Here is a 14,679-nt window from a genome sequence, read left to right as displayed (position 1 = left end):
CCACCTGCCGCGCCGGACTCCTAGTCCACTAGTCCACGTAGGTGAAGGGGAGCTGGTTCGTGAGCCGGCCGCAGGGTGTCGCCGCGACCACAGAGACGGTCCCTGCCACGGGCCACTGGGGGACGGTGGCGATCAGGGCGCTGTCGCTGATGACCGTCACACCGGTGGCCTCCAGCCCCGTGAAGCAGCCGTCGGGTGCCAGGGAGCCGAAGAGCACCCGGGTATAGGGCGTCAGCCCGCTGCCGTTCAGCACCACTTGGGTGCCGCCGCTGCTGGGCGCGGCGTCCGGCTGGAGCGCGACGAGCACGCCCTGCGCGTCCTGATCCGGCCCGGCGGGGTGGACGGGCAGTGCCCCGGCGGCACAGTGCGGAGGCCGCGCGGCCTCGGCACGTGGGGCGGCATGGACCAGCAGAAGGGTGCACAGGGGCAACGCGACGAGCAGGATCCCGGCGCGACGATGCGTAGGTCTCAAGACGGTGCCTTCCGGTGAAGGGTGGATCCGGAGGAGCCCGGACCCCGCCCATCATGCGGTGGCGATAACGCGTGAATCCAGGAGGGAACTCTCATAACGCCCACGCGTCGCGAGCCGGGTTCCCGGACGCGCGAGCCGCGCAGTCGGCGGGGCCGGGCGCGCCGGGCCACCCCTTCGGGCTCAATTCCGGGGGCGGGCCGGGACGGGGCGGGGCTGTCCGGGTAGGGAGAGAGGCGTGACCTCGACCTACCGGCGGATCCACGACCGGCTCCAGGCCTCCCCGGCCGGGCTGGCATGGAGCCGTGGCCGGGAGATGGAGCTGATGCACCGGGCCATGGGCTTCGCCGCGCTCGGCTTCCTCACCCTGGTGCCGCTGCTCGTCGTCGTCGCGGCCGCCGCGCCGGGCAGCGGCTCGGGCTTCGGCCGGTGGCTCGGTCAGGCCCTCGGGGTGACGGAGTTCTCCCGGGAGCGGGTGGAGATGCTGTTCGGTGCCGCGGACCTGGCGCTGGAGCGGACCACCGCCTTCGGTCTGGCCGCCCTCGCGGTCTTCGGCCTGACCTTCGGCTCCGCCGTGCAGACGGGGTACGAGAAGGTGTGGGACCTGCCGACCGCCCGCTGGCACACCATGTGGCGGCACGTCGTCTGGCTCGCCCTGCTCGTCTGCTATCTCGCCCTGCTGGTCCTCATCCCCGCCCCCTCGGACGATGCGCCCGGCACGATCCTCGGCACCTCGGGCGATCTCATCGGCACCTGCCTGTTCTTCTGGACCTCCCAGTGGATCCTCCTCGGCGGGCGGGTCCGCTGGCGCGCCCTGCTCCCGGGGGCGGCGTGCACCAGCCTGGGCCTCCTCGGCCTGCGGATCTTCTCGCAGCTGGTGTTCTCCCCGCTGATCGCCTCCAACGCCGTGACGTACGGCCCCTTCGGCACCCTCCTGGTCGTCCAGTCCTGGCTGGTCGGCGTCGGCTTCGTGGTCTACGGCGGCGCCCTCGTCGGCCGGCTCTTCCACGAACACCTCGTGCTGCGCCGACTCCGCGCAGCGGAATTCGATTGAGTGTGCGTCCCCGGCCGTGGTACCACTTCGTGGTTCGCAAGATGATCACGAGATGGACCAGAGGTGTGGTGGGCATGGCGCTCGGAGAACTGGTGAAACTGCGGGCGATGGGCCCCGAGGACGCCGAGGCCCTGTGGCGCTGGAACCACGACGCCGAGGTCATGCGCTGGATGGACGACAACTACGCCCAGCCGGTGGAGCGCGTGCGCACCTGGCTGACCGACCGCCCCCGCAACTCCTACGGCGACCTGCTCCTCGGCATCGAGGCGCTCGCCGACGGCAAGCTCATCGGTCTGGTCACGCTGCACGACGCGGAGCCGGAGAAGGGCATCGCGGAACTCGACATCTACCTGGGCGAGAAGGCGTACTGGGGCCGCGGCTACGCCACGGACGCGGTGCGGACCATCTGCCGCTACGGGTTCGAGGACATGCGCCTGCACAAGGTGACCCTGACCGTGGTCACCGAGAACCACGCCGCGCGCAAGGCCTACGAGAAGGTCGGGTTCGTCGAGGAGGGCCGCCTGCGGCAGGTCTTCCGCCGCGATGGCCGCTGGTTCGACATGTTCACCATGGGGCTGCTCGCGGACGAACTCCGCTGACTCCGCTCAGGACGGGGTCGAGAAGCGGTCGCGCAGGGTGCGCTTGAGGATCTTGCCGCTCGCGTTGCGCGGGAGGGCGTCCACGAAGAGGATCCGCTTCGGGGCCTTGAAGTGGGCCAGCTTCTCGCGGGCGTAGGCCAGGAGTTCCGCCTCCGTCACCCCGTCGCGCGGGACCACCACCGCCGTGACGGCCTCGATCCACCGTTCGTCCGGCAGGCCGACCACGGCCGCCTCGGCCACGCCCGGGTGGGAGTACAGCACGTCCTCGACCTGCCGCGAGGCGACCAGGACCCCGCCCGAGTTGATGACGTCCTTCACCCGGTCCACGACCGTGAAGTACCCCTCCGGATCCCGCACCGCCAGGTCGCCCGAGCGGAACCAGCCGTCCCGGAAGGCCTTCTTCGTGGCCTCCGCGTCGTTCCAGTAACCCAGGCAGAGCTGCGGGGAGCGATAAACCACCTCGCCCGCCGTGCCGTCCGGGACCTCGGCCCCGTCCTCGTCGACGACCCGCGCCTCCACGTGGTGGACGGGCCGCCCGCACGAGTCCATCCGCCCCTCGTGCTCCTCCGGCCGCAGCACCGTGGCGAGCGGGCCGATCTCGCTCTGGCCGAAGCAGTTGTAGAAGCCGAGTCCGGGCAGCCGCGCCCGCAGCCGCTCCAGGACCGGCACCGGCATGATCGAGGCCCCGTAGTACGCCTTGCGCAGGGCGGACAGGTCCCGGACGGCGAAGTCCGCGAAGTCCGGATGGTTGGCCAGCCCGATCCACACCGTGGGCGGTGCGAACAGGCTGTCCGCCTCCCCCGCCTCCACCAGGTCGAAGATCTCCTCCGGCACCGGCGCGTCCACGATCGTGTTCCGCGCGCCCACCGCCAGGTACGGCAGCAGGAACACGTGCATCTGCGCCGAGTGGTACAGCGGCAGGGAGTGCACCGGCAGATCGCCCTCCGCCAGGTCCAGGGCGGCGATCGCGCTCTCGTACTCGTGGCAGAGCGCCTCGTGCGTCATCATCGCCCCCTTCGGCAGGGCGGTGGTCCCGGAGGTGTAGAGGAGCTGCGCCAGCCGGGACGGGTCCCCGGAGCGGGCGAAGGCCGCGGGCCCGGCGAGCCCCGCCGGTTCGGCCACTTCCGCCGGCTCCGCCACTTCGGCCGCTTCGGCCACTTCGGCCACTTCGGCCACTTCCGCCGGCTCTGCCACTTCGGCCGGCCCCGCCGCTTCGGCCGGCCCCGCCAGTGCGGCCAGGAAGGAGCCGGGCGCGTCGCGCAGCGGGCGTACGGCGAAGCCCTCCGGGACCCGCGCGGCCAGGCCCGGGTCCGCGAGGACGAGCGCGCTCCCGGAGTTCTCCAGGATGTACGCGAGGTCCTCGCCGGTGAGGTTCTGGTTGACGGGGACGTGCGTGAGCCCGGCCCGGGCGCAGGCGAGGAAGGCCAGGAGGTAGGCGTCGGAGTTGTGCCCGAAGGTCGCGACCCGGTCCCCCTCGGTCAGCCCGTAGCCCCCGCGCAGCACGGCCGCGCCGGTGGAGACGGCCGCGTCCAGTTCCGCGTAGGTCCAGGTCCGCTCGCGGTAGCGGACCGCGATCCGCTCCGGGACGCGCCGCGCGCTGTCGTGGAGCAGTCCGTCGACCGTGTTCTTCCGCACCGGGGTCATGGCGGGATCCTCGTACGCGCGTACGCCCGGGGTCAATGACCCGGGCCGTACGGCCGGCCGGCCGGCCGGAACCTCCGGGGATACCAAACGGCATGTTGACATGACGTCAGGTGGCCTGCATGAGTGTGGGGGCACACCAGCGCCACCCATCCGCACGGGCGTTTCCGCCCGTCCGCAGGCTACTTGGGAGGTACGTTGCGCCTTTTCCACGGACGCCGTCGCGCCCGCCCGCTCCTCCGACGTGTCGCGCTCACCGCCACCGCACTGCTGGCCGCCGCCTCGGCGGTGCCCGAGGCCGCCGCCCGGGACCAGGGTTCCGGCCCGTCCGGCGGCGGCCTGTCCGCCGTCATCCGGTACACCGAGAACGGGATCCCGCACATCCTGGCCCGTGACTACGCCCATCTCGGCTTCGGCACCGGCTGGGCGCAGGCCGCCGACCAGGTGTGCGTGCTCGCCGACGGGTTCCTGACCGTCTCCGGGGAGCGGTCGCGGTGGTTCGGCCCGGACGCCGTGCCCGACGGTTCGCTCTCCTCCGCCGCCAAAAACCTCTCCAGCGACCTGTTCTTCAAGGGCGTGCGCGATTCCGGCACCGTGGAGAAGCTGCTGGCCGCACCCGCACCGGCCGGGCCGGGCAAGGAGGTCAAGGAACTGATGCGGGGCTGGGCCGCCGGTTACAACGCCTGGCTGGCCCAGAACCGGATCACCGACCCGGCCTGCGAGGGCGCCGGGTGGGTGCGCCCGGTCACCGCCACCGACGTCGCCGCCCGCGGCTTCGCCGTCTCGGTCCTCGGCGGCCAGGGCCGCGCGGTCGACGGGATCACCTCGGCGCGGCCCCCGGGCGCCACGGCCGCCCCGGCGACCGCGGGCCCCGATCCGGCGGCGGCCGCGGAGGCGGCCCGGGAGTTCTTCGACACCACCCGCTACGACAGGGGCTCCAACGCGGTGGCCTTCGCCGGCTCCACCACCGCGAACGGCTCCGGCCTGCTCCTCGGGAACCCGCACTATCCGTGGCAGGGCGGCCGCCGGTTCTGGCAGTCGCAGCAGACCATCCCCGGCGAGCTGAACGTCTCCGGCGGCTCGCTGCTCGGCACCACCGTGGTGAACATCGGCTTCAACGAGAAGGTGGCGTGGAGTCACACGGTGGCCACCGGCACCCCCGTCAACCTGCACCAGCTGACCCTGGACCCGGCCGACCCCACCGCCTATCTGGTGGACGGCACGCCGGAGAAGATGACCCCGCGCACCGTCAGCGTCCAGGTCGCGGGCGGCGCCCCGGTCACCCGGACGCAGTGGTGGACCCGGTACGGCCCGGTCCTGTCCGGGCTCGGCGCCGGCCTCCCGCTGCCCTGGAGCACGACCACCGCCTACGCGCTGGCCGACCCCAACGCCGCGAACCTGCGCGGCTCCGACACGGCACTGGCCATGGGCAGGGCCCGCTCGGTCGCCGGCCTCCAGGACGCCCTGCGGCGCACCCAGGGCCTGCCCTGGGTCAACACGGTGGCCGCCGACGCGGCGGGCGACACCCTCTTCACCCAGTCCCAGGTGCTCCCCCGCATCACCGACGAGCTCGCCGCACGCTGCTCGACCCCGCTGGGCAGGGCCACGTACCCGTCCTCGGGGCTGGCGGTGCTGGACGGCTCGCGCGGTGACTGCGCTCCCGGCTCGGATCCGGACGCGGTGCAGCCCGGGGTCTTCGGGCCGGGCAGGGCGCCGGCCTTGCGGGGCGCCTCGTACGCCGAGAACTCCAACGACAGCGCCTGGCTGGCCAACGCGGAGCAGCCGCTCACCGGCTACGAGCGGATCTGGGGCAATGCCGGGACCCCGCGCTCGCTGCGCACGCGGGGCGCCCTGGAGGACGTCTCCGCGATGGCCGCCCGGGGCGGGCTGACGGTGGCGGACCTACAGGAGCAGCAGTTCGCGAACCGGGTGCCGGCCGGTGATCTGGCGGCGGCCGACGCGGCGAAGGCCTGCGCGGCCCTGCCGGGCGGGACGGCCACGGGCTCCGACGGCGCCGCCGTGGACGTGTCGGCGGCCTGCGGGGTACTGGCCGCCTGGGACCGCACGGCCGACGCCTCGAGCCGCGGAGCCCTGCTCTTCGACCGGTTCTGGCGGAAGCTGACCGCGAGCACGGCGGCCAGGGACCTGTGGCTGGTGCCCTTCGACGCGGCCGATCCGGTACGGACGCCCCGTACGCTCAACCGGGCGGCGCCCGGAATCGCGCGGGCCCTGGCGGACACTGTGGCGGAGCTGAGGGCGGCGGGCATCGCCGCGGACGCCCCGCTCGGGGAGCACCAGTTCGTGGTGCGCGGCGGGCAGCGGCTGCCGGTGGGCGGCGGTACGGAGGCCCTGGGCGTCTGGAACAAGATCGAGGCTCCGTGGAACGCGGCGGCCGGGGGCTACCCGGAGGTCCTGCACGGCTCCAGCCACATCCAGGCGGTCGGCTGGGACGGCGGCCGCTGTCCGATGGCGCGCACGCTGCTGACGTACGGCCAGTCCTCGAACCCGGATTCCCCGTACGCGGCCGACCAGACCCGGCTCTTCTCCCAGGAACGCTGGGTGAAGGCACGGTTCTGCGAGCGGGACATCCTCACCTCGCCCCGGCTGAGGGTGGTCTGGCCGCGCGAGCGGCACTGACACCCGCGCGACCCCGTACGACAGGCTCCGGGGGCTGTCGTACGGGGGCCCGGCCGGCAAGCTCCGGAAGCGACGACCCGGGCGCGCTCAGGGGCTGACGGCGAGGAAGAGGTAGGCCGCCAGCAGCACGAGGTGCACGCCGGCCTGGAGCAGCGTGGCGCGGCCCGGAACGATGGTGAGGGCACTGACGACGACGGTCAGCGCGAGCAGCACCATGTGGACGGGTTCGAGCCCGAGCACCAGCGGCCCGGAGAGCCAGATCGTGGCGAGGGCGATCGCCGGGATGGTCAGCCCGATGCTCGCGATGGCGGAGCCGTAGGCGAGGTTGAGGCTGGTCTGCACCCGGTCGCGGCGGGCCGCGCGGACGGCGGCCAGGGTCTCGGGCGCCAGCACGAGCAGGGCGATGATCACACCGACCACGGCGTAGGGCAGGCCGAGGTCCGCGACGCCGCGTTCGATGGTCGGGGAGACCGCCTTGGCGTTTCCGACGACGGCGACGAGCGCGACGAGCAGCAGCCCGAGACTGATCAGGGCGGCGCGGGCGGTGGGAGGTTCGGCGTGTTCGTCGTCCTCACCGGCGGCCGCGGCTGCCGCCGCCTTCGCGGCCTCCTTGCGGATCCGCTTCGTGTCGACGGGCAGGAAGTAGTCCCGGTGGCGGACCGTCTGGACGGCGACGAACAGACCGTAGAGGGCGAGCGAGGCGGTCGCGGCGAAGGCGAGCTGGGCCGTGGAGAACTCGGGGCCGGGCTTGGTGGTGGTGAACGTCGGCAGGACGAGGCTGAGTACGGCGAGCGTGGCGACGGTGGCCAGGGCCGCACCCGAGCCCTCGGCGTTGAAGACGGCGACGCGGTTGCGCAGGGCCCCGACGAGCAGGGACAGGCCTACGATGCCGTTGCACGTGATCATGACGGCGGCGAAGACGGTGTCACGGGCGAGGGAGGAGGTCTTGCTCCCGCCGTCGGCCAGCAGGGTGACGATGAGTGCCACTTCGATGACGGTGACCGCGACGGCGAGGACGAGCGAGCCGAAGGGTTCGCCGACCCGGTGCGCGACGACCTCGGCGTGGTGGACCGCCGCCAGCACCGCGCCCGCCAGGCAGAGGGCCACCAGGGCCACGGCGAGCGAGGGCAGGTCGCGCCCCCAGCTGAAGACGAGCGCGACGAGCGCCACCACGGGGACCACGACGGTCCAGTCGGTCAGGGGGGATCTATGGGTTGCCGTACTCATATCAGCCAACTTGCCAGAACTGTCCGCCCTGTGCGGTCGAACACCCGCCTTCACGCCCCTGACGTGGCACTTCTCACGAAACTCCGGGCGTGGCGGACGGCCGGGCGGGGCCGGACCCGCGGGGCCGCCCCACCGGTCGGGCCGGGCCGTCACATCGCGCGCTCGTGGCCCTCCCAGTACGGCTCGCGCAGCCGGCGCTTGTACAGCTTGCCATTGGGGTCGCGCGGCATCGTCTCGATGAAGTCCACGGTCTTGGGCCGCTTGTACCCGGCCAGTTGCCGCTCGCAGTGGTTCAGGATCTCCGCGGCCAGCGCGTCGCTCGCCGCGAAGCCCTCGGCCGGTTCGATGACCGCCTTGACCTCCTCGCCCCAGGAGGGGTGCGGGATGCCGAAGGCGGCGGCGTCCGCGACCGCCGGATGGGTGAGCAGCGCCGATTCGATCTCGGCCGGGTAGATGTTCACCCCGCCCGAGATGATCATGTCGATCTTCCGGTCGCGGAGGAAGAGGTACCCCTCCTCGTCCATCAGGCCGAGGTCCCCGACGGTGAAGAAGTCGCCGATGCGGTTCTTCTTCGTCTTGCCCTCGTCCTTGTGGTAGCTGAAGCCGCCGGTGTTCATCTTGATGTAGACGGTGCCGAGTTCGCCTGCGGGCAGCCGTTCGCCGTCGTCGTCGAAGATGGCGAGCTCGCTGATCGGCCAGGCCTTGCCGACGGTTCCCGGCCTCTTCAGCCAGTCCTCGGCCGTCGCGAAGGCGCCGCCGCCCTCGCTCGCCGCGTAGTACTCCTCCACGCACCCGCCCCACCAGTCGATCATCGCCCGCTTGACGTGATCGGGGCAGGGCGCGGCGCCGTGGATGGCGTGCCGCATGGAGGAGACGTCGTACGCGTCCTTCGTCTCCTGCGGGAGCGCGAGGAGCCGGTGGAACTGCGTCGGAACCATGTGGGTGTGCGTGCAGGCGTGACCGTCGATCAGGCGCAGCATCTCTTCGGGGGTCCACTTGTCCATCAGGACGAGCGGGTGCCCGATGTGCAGGGCCGCGGCCGCGAACTGCAGGACGGCCGTGTGGTACAGCGGCGAGCAGACGAGGTGGACGTTGTCGTCGAAGGCGCGGATGCCGAAGATGCCGAGGAAGCCGCCGAGGTACGTCTCCTCCGGGAGCTTGCCGGGCAGCGGACGGCGGATGCCGCGCGGCCGGCCGGTGGTGCCGGAGGTGTAGTTCATGACCCAGCCGAGCGTGCGGTCGGCGGGGCCGGTGTCCGGCTGCCCGTCGAGCAGTTCGCCGTACGGGCGGAAGCCCGCGACCGCTCCGATCGCGTAGCGGTGGCTCGCGGGCAGGCCCGCCTCGTCGGCCGCGGCGGTGGCGGCGTCGGCGAACCGTTCGTGGGCGATCAGGACCTTGGCTCCGGAGTCGGAGACGATCCAGGCGATCTCGGGGCCGACGAGGTGGTGGTTGACCGGGACGAGGTAGAACCCGGCCTGGGAGGCGGCCAGGTAGGCGGTGAGGAACTCGACGCCGTTGGGGAGGACGACGGCGAAGACGTCGCCCCGTTCCAGGCCGGCGGCGCGCAGTCCGTGCACGAGCCGGTTGACGTCGGCGTGCAGCCGGGCGGCGGACCAGGTCTCGCCCTCGGGGGTGACCAGGACGGTGCGCTCGGGGTCGGCGGTCGCCTGGGCCCAGAAGCCGTTGGGGGGTGTGTCGGTCATCTTGTCCACTCCTCGGAGCCTCAGGCCCGGCCGGCGATGCGGGTGATGCGGTCGATGGCGCGCTCGAAGCCGCTGGTGAGGTCGTCGAAGACGGCCTGGACGCTGCGTTCGCTGTTCATCCGGCCGACGATCTGCCCGACGGGAGTGCCGAGCAGTGGCTGGATCTCGTACTTCTGGATGCGGGACACGGCTTCGGCGACGAGGAGTCCCTGCAGGGGCATCGGCAGGGCGCCGGGGCCCTCCGGGTCGTCCCACGCGTCGGTCCACTCGGTGCGCAGCTGCCGGGCGGGCTTGCCGGTCAGCGCGCGGGAGCGAACGGTGTCGCCGGAACCCGCCGCGAGCAGCTTCTCGGTGAGGGCGCGGGAGTGCATGTCCGCCTCGGTGGTGGTCAGCCAGAGCGAACCGAGCCACGCGCCCTGGGCGCCGAGGGCCAGTCCGGCGGCGATCTGCTCGCCGCTGCCGATGCCGCCGGCGGCGAGGACCGGGAGCGGGGCGACGGCCTCCACCACTTCGGGTACGAGGACCATGGTGGCGATGTCGCCGGTGTGTCCGCCGGCCTCGTAGCCCTGGGCGACGACGATGTCGATGCCGGCCTCGGCGTGCCGGCGGGCGTGCTTGGCGCTGCCGGCGAGGGCGGCGACGAGGACCCCGTGTTCGTGGGCGCGCGCGATGACGTCGGCGGGCGGGGAACCCAGCGCGTTCGCCAGGAGTTTGATGGGGTAGTCGAAGGCGACGTCGAGTTGGCCCCGGGCGACCTGTTCCATCCAGCCGGTGATGCGCCAGCCCGAGGCCTCGCCCTCGGGGAGTTCGGGTACGTGGTGTTTGGCGAGGGTGTCGCGGACGTACTCCCGGTGCGCGGCCGGGATCATCGCCTCGATGTCGGCCTCGCTGACGCCGTCGACAGCCTTCTTCGCGGGCATGACCACGTCGAGCCCGTAGGGCTTGCCGTCGGTGTGCTCCTGCATCCAGTCGAGGTCGCGCTTCAGGTCGTCGGGGGCGGTGTAGCGGACCGCCCCGAGCACCCCGAACCCGCCCGCGCGGGTGATGGCAGCGGCCACGGCCGGGAAGGGCGTGAAGCCGAAGATGGCGTGCTCGATTCCCAGTTTCCTGCTCAGCTCCGTCTCCATGGGCGGCAGGATGCCGCAGCCCGGCCGCCGAGGGAAGAGGTTTTCTGATGCAGCGTCAGATTCTTTGCCGGCCGGTCACCGCGGGGCCCGCGTCGTGAGCGGGCAGATACTCGGGAGGGCACGACGGCGGACGGGAGGACGGGTCTTGAAGACACGATGGACAGCCGGGAACGACGGTGACGCGGGCGGTGACACGAAGGGTTCCGGAACGGCCGACTCCGGCATGACCGCCACGACTGGAACGGCCGGCACGACGGACCCCGGCATGGCAGGCATGACCGGCTCGGCCGCCGCGATGGCACTGGACGCCGCCGTCAGCGGGACCGGGGCGGACGTCGGCCGGCCCGGGGTGGAGGGCGGCACCGACACCGGCACGGCCGACGCCGACGCCACCGCCACCGCCACCGCCACCGGCCGCGGCCGCGGGCTCTCCCGGCGGCGGCTCGGCGCGCGGCTGCTCGCGCTGGGCGGTGTGCTCGTACTCCAGGCCGCGCTGCCCGGTTCCGCGGGGGCCTCCGGGGGGCCCGCCGAGCGGCGCGCGCTGCAGGGACTGCGCCTGCGGTACGGGTCCGCCCGCCAGGCCGGGCTGCTGGAGAGGCACCTCGAAGGGGTGGCGGACGAGGCGCGGCGCTTCCTCGGCCCCTCCCCCGAACACCCTTACTACGCCGGCGCCGTGGTGCTCGCCGGCCGGGGCCGCACCGTGGCGCTGCACCGGGCGATGGGCGACGCCGCCCGGTACGCCGACTACGACGGCCACACCGACCGGGTCCGGGAGTTCCCGGCCGCCCAGCGGATCGCGATGGCCGAGGACACGGTCTTCGACCTGGCCTCCCTCTCGAAGCTGTTCACCTCCCTGCTGGCCGTGCAGCAGATGGAGCGCGGGCGCCTGGAACTGGAGGCGCCGGTGCACCGGTACCTGCCCGAGTTCACCGGCGGGGGCAAGGAGTCGATCACCGTACGCCAGCTCCTCACGCACACTTCGGGGCTCCGATCCTGGGCCCCGTTCTACCAGGAGCCCACCCGGGCGGGTCAGTTGAGGCTGCTGTGGTCGGTGAGGCCACAGGAGACCCCGGGGACGGTCTACCGCTACTCCGACCTCAACCTCATCGCCCTCCAACTGCTCTTGGAACGGATCACCGGTCACACTCTGGACCTCCTGCTCCAAGACGAGATCACCGCTCCACTCGGGATGCACCGCACTCGTTACAACCCACCGCTCTCCTGGCGCCGGGTCACCGCCGCCACCGAGGTGCAGCGCCCGCCCTGGTCCGGCCTGGACCGCGGGCTCGTCTGGGGCGAGGTCCACGACGAGAACGCGTACGCGCTGGGCGGCGTCGCCGGCCACGCCGGGGTCTTCGGCACCGCCTGGGACCTGGCGATCCTCGCCCGCACCCTCCTCGACGGCGGGGTCTACGCCGGCAAGCGCATCCTGCGCCCCGCCTCCGTCGAGCTCCTCTTCACCGACTACAACACCGCCTTCCCCGGCGATGACCACGGCCTGGGCTTCGAGCTCTACCAGCACTGGTACATGGGCGCCATGGCCACCCCGCACTCCGCCGGCCACACCGGTTTCACCGGCACCTCCCTGGTCCTGGACCCCTCCACGGACTCCTTCCTGATCCTCCTGGGCAACTCCGTCCACCCCGTGCGCACCTGGCGCGCCGGCAGCGCCCCCCGCGTCGCCACCGGCAACCGCTTCGCCCGCGCCGTCCCCGTCCGCACGAGGCACGGCGGCCCGGCCTGGTACTCCGGCATGGAGACCGGCGGCTCGGGCACCCTGACCCTCCCGCCCCTCACCCCCACCACCGGCTCCGCCCGGCTGCGCTGCGCGCTGTGGTGGGACACCGTGCCCGGCGCGGGAGCGCTGCACCTGGAGGCCTCCGCCGACGGACGGGCCTGGGAGCCGCTCCCCTTCACCACCGTGCGCACCACCGGCGGCGCCGCCGAACAGTGGCCGCGGGGCTCCGTCTCCGGCTGGTCGGGCCGCATCTGGCACCGCCTCGAAGCCCCGCTCACCGCATGGGCCGGCCGGGAGGTCCGCCTGCGCTTCCGGCACACCGCGCAGGGCCGTTACGTGGGCCGCGGCGCCTACGTGGACGTCCTGCGCGTCTCGGAACCCTCCCATCTCCTCTTCGCCGAGGACCGCCCCGCGGACGCCTCCCGCATCGAGGCGACGGGCTGGTACCGCTCGGCGGACTGAAGGCCGCGCGCGCCGCCACCGTTCGCGGCGCGGGCCGTCATCGTTCGCGCCGACGGGCGCGGTGCCGGCGGACGGCGTCCCGGCCGCCGCAGCGCGGCGAGCAGTACCGCTGGGTGCCGTTGCGCGAGGTGTCGACGACGACGTTCGCGCAGGGGTGAGCCGCGCACCGGCCGAGGCGGCCCATGCCGCGCGTGGTCAGGTGGAGTGCGGTGCCGACGCTGAACACGGCGCGCAGGACTCGTGCCAGGTCGTCGTCGACGTCGCGATAGTGCAGGTGCCAGCCCTCGCCGTGGTGGTCGGTCAGGCGTGGATAGGCGGTCGCGGCGGCCATCTGCTCGTTGAGGATCGCCGCCCGCTCGCCCGGATCACCGGCGTCGACGATCCGGATCCAGTCGTCGAGCACCGCCCGGCAGCGTGCGTGGTCGTCGGGCCGCTCGGGGAAGGGCATCGTCATGCCGAACTCGCGGGTCCGCTCGACGATCCCGGCCCGGGTGTCGGGCCAGTCGTCGGCCAGGGAACGGGCGAGGAGCACCGCGTACTCGCCGTAAGGGTTGAGATGCATAAGCCCATTACATCAAGGTGGGTGCATGTCCCTCACCTCGCTGTCCTCACCCGTGTCCGGTGCGTCCGCGCTCGGCATGGCCCTCACCGCGCTGGTCATGGTGCTGACCCCCGGGCCCAACATGATCTACCTCGTTTCGCGCAGCATCAGCCAGGGGCGTACCGCGGGGCTCGTCTCGCTGGCCGGCACCGGCGTCGGCTTCGTCGTCTACATGCTGATGGGCAACCTCGGCCTCGCGGTCCTGTTCGTCGCCGTGCCCTGGTTGTTCATCGGCTTCAAGGCCGCCGGCGTCCTCTATCTCACCCACCTCGCCTGGCAGGCCCTGCGCCCCGGCGGGCGGGGCATGTTCGAGGTCCGCGACGTTCCCCGCGACAGCCCGGCCCGGCTCTTCCGCATGGGGCTGGTCACGAACCTGCTCAACCCCAAGGCCGCGATCATGTACCTGACCCTGATCCCGCAGTTCATCGACCCCCATCGCGGGCATCCGACCGCGCAGGGCCTGACGCTCGGGTCGGTTCAGATCGCGGTGAGCCTGACCGTCAACGCCCTCATCGTCGTCGCCGCCGGCGCCATCGCCACCTTCCTCGGCCAACGCCCGAGCTGGGCCACCGTGCAACGCCGCGTCACCGGCACCCTCCTGGGCGCCGTGGCACTCCTGCTCGCCCGCGAGGTACCCGCCCGAGCCCGCGCCTGACCGAAAGGCCCCCGCCGCCTCCTTCGGCCCCCTACGCGCCCCGGCAGCAGACGCCGCGGCCCCGGCCGGACGGCTCCTAATCGAGGGCCGCGTCGAGCATCCTGCGGGTCACGGAGGTGAGTTCGGCCAGGTCCGGGGCCGGGCGGGAGCGGGCGAGCGCGCCCGCGAGCCGGTCGTAGAGGAGTCCGTCGGCCCACGCGACCAGGAGTTCGGCGGACTCGGCCGGCCGGGCGGCGCCGAGCGCCGCGAGGATCCCGGCCGCCCGGTCCCGCGAGCCCCGGCCGGCCCGGTGGAGTTCCGTGGCCAGCTCCGGGTTCCGTGCGGCCTCCAGGCTCAGCTCGAAGCGCGCCAGTTGGCGCGAGCGCCCGGTGGTCAGCCATCGGTACAGCAGTGCGGCGAGCGCTGCGGCGACGGCGTCCCGGGCCGTCTGCGACGGCGGGGCCGCCGAGGGGGGCGCGGGTGTCGGTGAAGCCGGGGCGCCCCCGTCGAAGTCGCCGAGGTCCAGCTCGGCCAGCCGCGCGTAGCAGGCGCCGATCAGCGCCGTCCTCGTACGGAAGTAGTACGAGGTGCTGCCCGCCGGGAGCCCGGCCGCACCGTCGACCGCCCGGTGGGTCAGGCCCCTGAGCCCGGCGGCGGCCACGAGGCCGATCGCACTGTCCGCGATCAGGGTTCTGCGGTCGCTTCCGCGCTCGGGGGGACTCATACCGTCACTCTACAGATGTAGAGTGACGGCCGAGATCCCTCTACATCCGTAGAGGGCGTGGGG

12 protein-coding genes are annotated in these 14,679 nt (G+C 73.0%); 5 read left to right on the top strand and 7 right to left on the bottom strand.

Annotation, left to right across the window (positions count from 1 at the left end; genetic code table 11):
- Window positions 1–28: 28 nt before the first annotated feature.
- Entirely contained in the window at window positions 29–472 is a 444-nt protein-coding gene (locus ACIQV3_RS00830) for an IPT/TIG domain-containing protein (protein WP_403708351.1), read from the bottom strand.
- 235 nt (window positions 473–707) lie between these two features.
- Between ACIQV3_RS00830 and ACIQV3_RS00825 the strand changes: the two genes are divergently transcribed.
- Window positions 708–1,523: a YhjD/YihY/BrkB family envelope integrity protein gene (locus ACIQV3_RS00825; RefSeq protein ID WP_403708348.1), complete on the top strand. Its 816-nt coding sequence runs from the start codon at window positions 708–710 to the stop codon at window positions 1,521–1,523.
- Window positions 1,524–1,597: 74 nt separating this feature from the next.
- Complete coding sequence (locus ACIQV3_RS00820) at window positions 1,598–2,122, top strand: GNAT family N-acetyltransferase (RefSeq protein ID WP_403708345.1); 525 nt, start codon at window positions 1,598–1,600, stop codon at window positions 2,120–2,122.
- A 6-nt stretch (window positions 2,123–2,128) separates the two neighbouring features.
- Here ACIQV3_RS00820 and ACIQV3_RS00815 read toward each other — a convergent pair whose 3' ends face one another.
- Window positions 2,129–3,766 (bottom strand): fatty acyl-CoA synthetase, encoded by a 1,638-nt coding sequence (locus tag ACIQV3_RS00815; protein WP_403708342.1) that lies wholly within the window; start codon window positions 3,764–3,766, stop codon window positions 2,129–2,131.
- A gap of 195 nt (window positions 3,767–3,961) precedes the next feature.
- On the opposite strand from ACIQV3_RS00815, the gene ACIQV3_RS00810 reads away from it, so the two are divergent.
- On the top strand, window positions 3,962–6,400 hold the full coding sequence (locus tag ACIQV3_RS00810) for a penicillin acylase family protein (protein ID WP_403708339.1): 2,439 nt from the start codon (window positions 3,962–3,964) through the stop codon (window positions 6,398–6,400).
- Window positions 6,401–6,487: 87 nt separating this feature from the next.
- On the opposite strand, the gene ACIQV3_RS00805 is transcribed toward ACIQV3_RS00810, so the two are convergent.
- From ACIQV3_RS00805 to ACIQV3_RS00795, 3 genes are all read right to left on the bottom strand, one after another.
- Window positions 6,488–7,627, bottom strand: coding sequence for a calcium:proton antiporter (locus ACIQV3_RS00805; protein ID WP_403708335.1), 1,140 nt, complete (start codon window positions 7,625–7,627; stop codon window positions 6,488–6,490).
- 149 nt (window positions 7,628–7,776) lie between these two features.
- On the bottom strand, window positions 7,777–9,330 hold the full coding sequence (locus ACIQV3_RS00800; protein WP_403708332.1) for an acyl-CoA synthetase: 1,554 nt from the start codon (window positions 9,328–9,330) through the stop codon (window positions 7,777–7,779).
- 20 nt (window positions 9,331–9,350) lie between these two features.
- Window positions 9,351–10,457 carry a nitronate monooxygenase gene (locus ACIQV3_RS00795; RefSeq protein ID WP_403708329.1) on the bottom strand — a complete coding sequence of 369 codons (1,107 nt, stop codon included), beginning with the start codon at window positions 10,455–10,457 and terminating at the stop codon, window positions 9,351–9,353.
- 274 nt (window positions 10,458–10,731) lie between these two features.
- Between ACIQV3_RS00795 and ACIQV3_RS00790 the strand changes: the two genes are divergently transcribed.
- Window positions 10,732–12,657, top strand: coding sequence for a serine hydrolase (locus tag ACIQV3_RS00790; RefSeq protein ID WP_403709116.1), 1,926 nt, complete (start codon window positions 10,732–10,734; stop codon window positions 12,655–12,657).
- 37 nt (window positions 12,658–12,694) lie between these two features.
- Here ACIQV3_RS00790 and ACIQV3_RS00785 read toward each other — a convergent pair whose 3' ends face one another.
- Entirely contained in the window at window positions 12,695–13,219 is a 525-nt protein-coding gene (locus ACIQV3_RS00785) for a CGNR zinc finger domain-containing protein (protein ID WP_403708326.1), read from the bottom strand.
- A gap of 25 nt (window positions 13,220–13,244) precedes the next feature.
- Between ACIQV3_RS00785 and ACIQV3_RS00780 the strand changes: the two genes are divergently transcribed.
- The gene (locus ACIQV3_RS00780; RefSeq protein ID WP_403708323.1) at window positions 13,245–13,913 is read left to right on the top strand and encodes a LysE family translocator; all 669 of its coding nucleotides are present in this window, start codon (window positions 13,245–13,247) and stop codon (window positions 13,911–13,913) included.
- Window positions 13,914–13,989: 76 nt separating this feature from the next.
- Here ACIQV3_RS00780 and ACIQV3_RS00775 read toward each other — a convergent pair whose 3' ends face one another.
- Window positions 13,990–14,616 carry a TetR/AcrR family transcriptional regulator gene (locus ACIQV3_RS00775; RefSeq protein WP_403708320.1) on the bottom strand — a complete coding sequence of 209 codons (627 nt, stop codon included), beginning with the start codon at window positions 14,614–14,616 and terminating at the stop codon, window positions 13,990–13,992.
- Window positions 14,617–14,679 lie beyond the last annotated feature (63 nt).

The sequence above is a fragment of the Streptomyces sp. NPDC099050 genome (genome assembly GCF_044759865.1).
In the GTDB taxonomy this organism is placed as follows: Bacteria; Actinomycetota; Actinomycetes; order Streptomycetales; family Streptomycetaceae; genus Streptomyces.
Note: the sequence above shows the minus strand (reverse complement) of the source record. Positions and strands in the feature narration are given on the sequence as shown.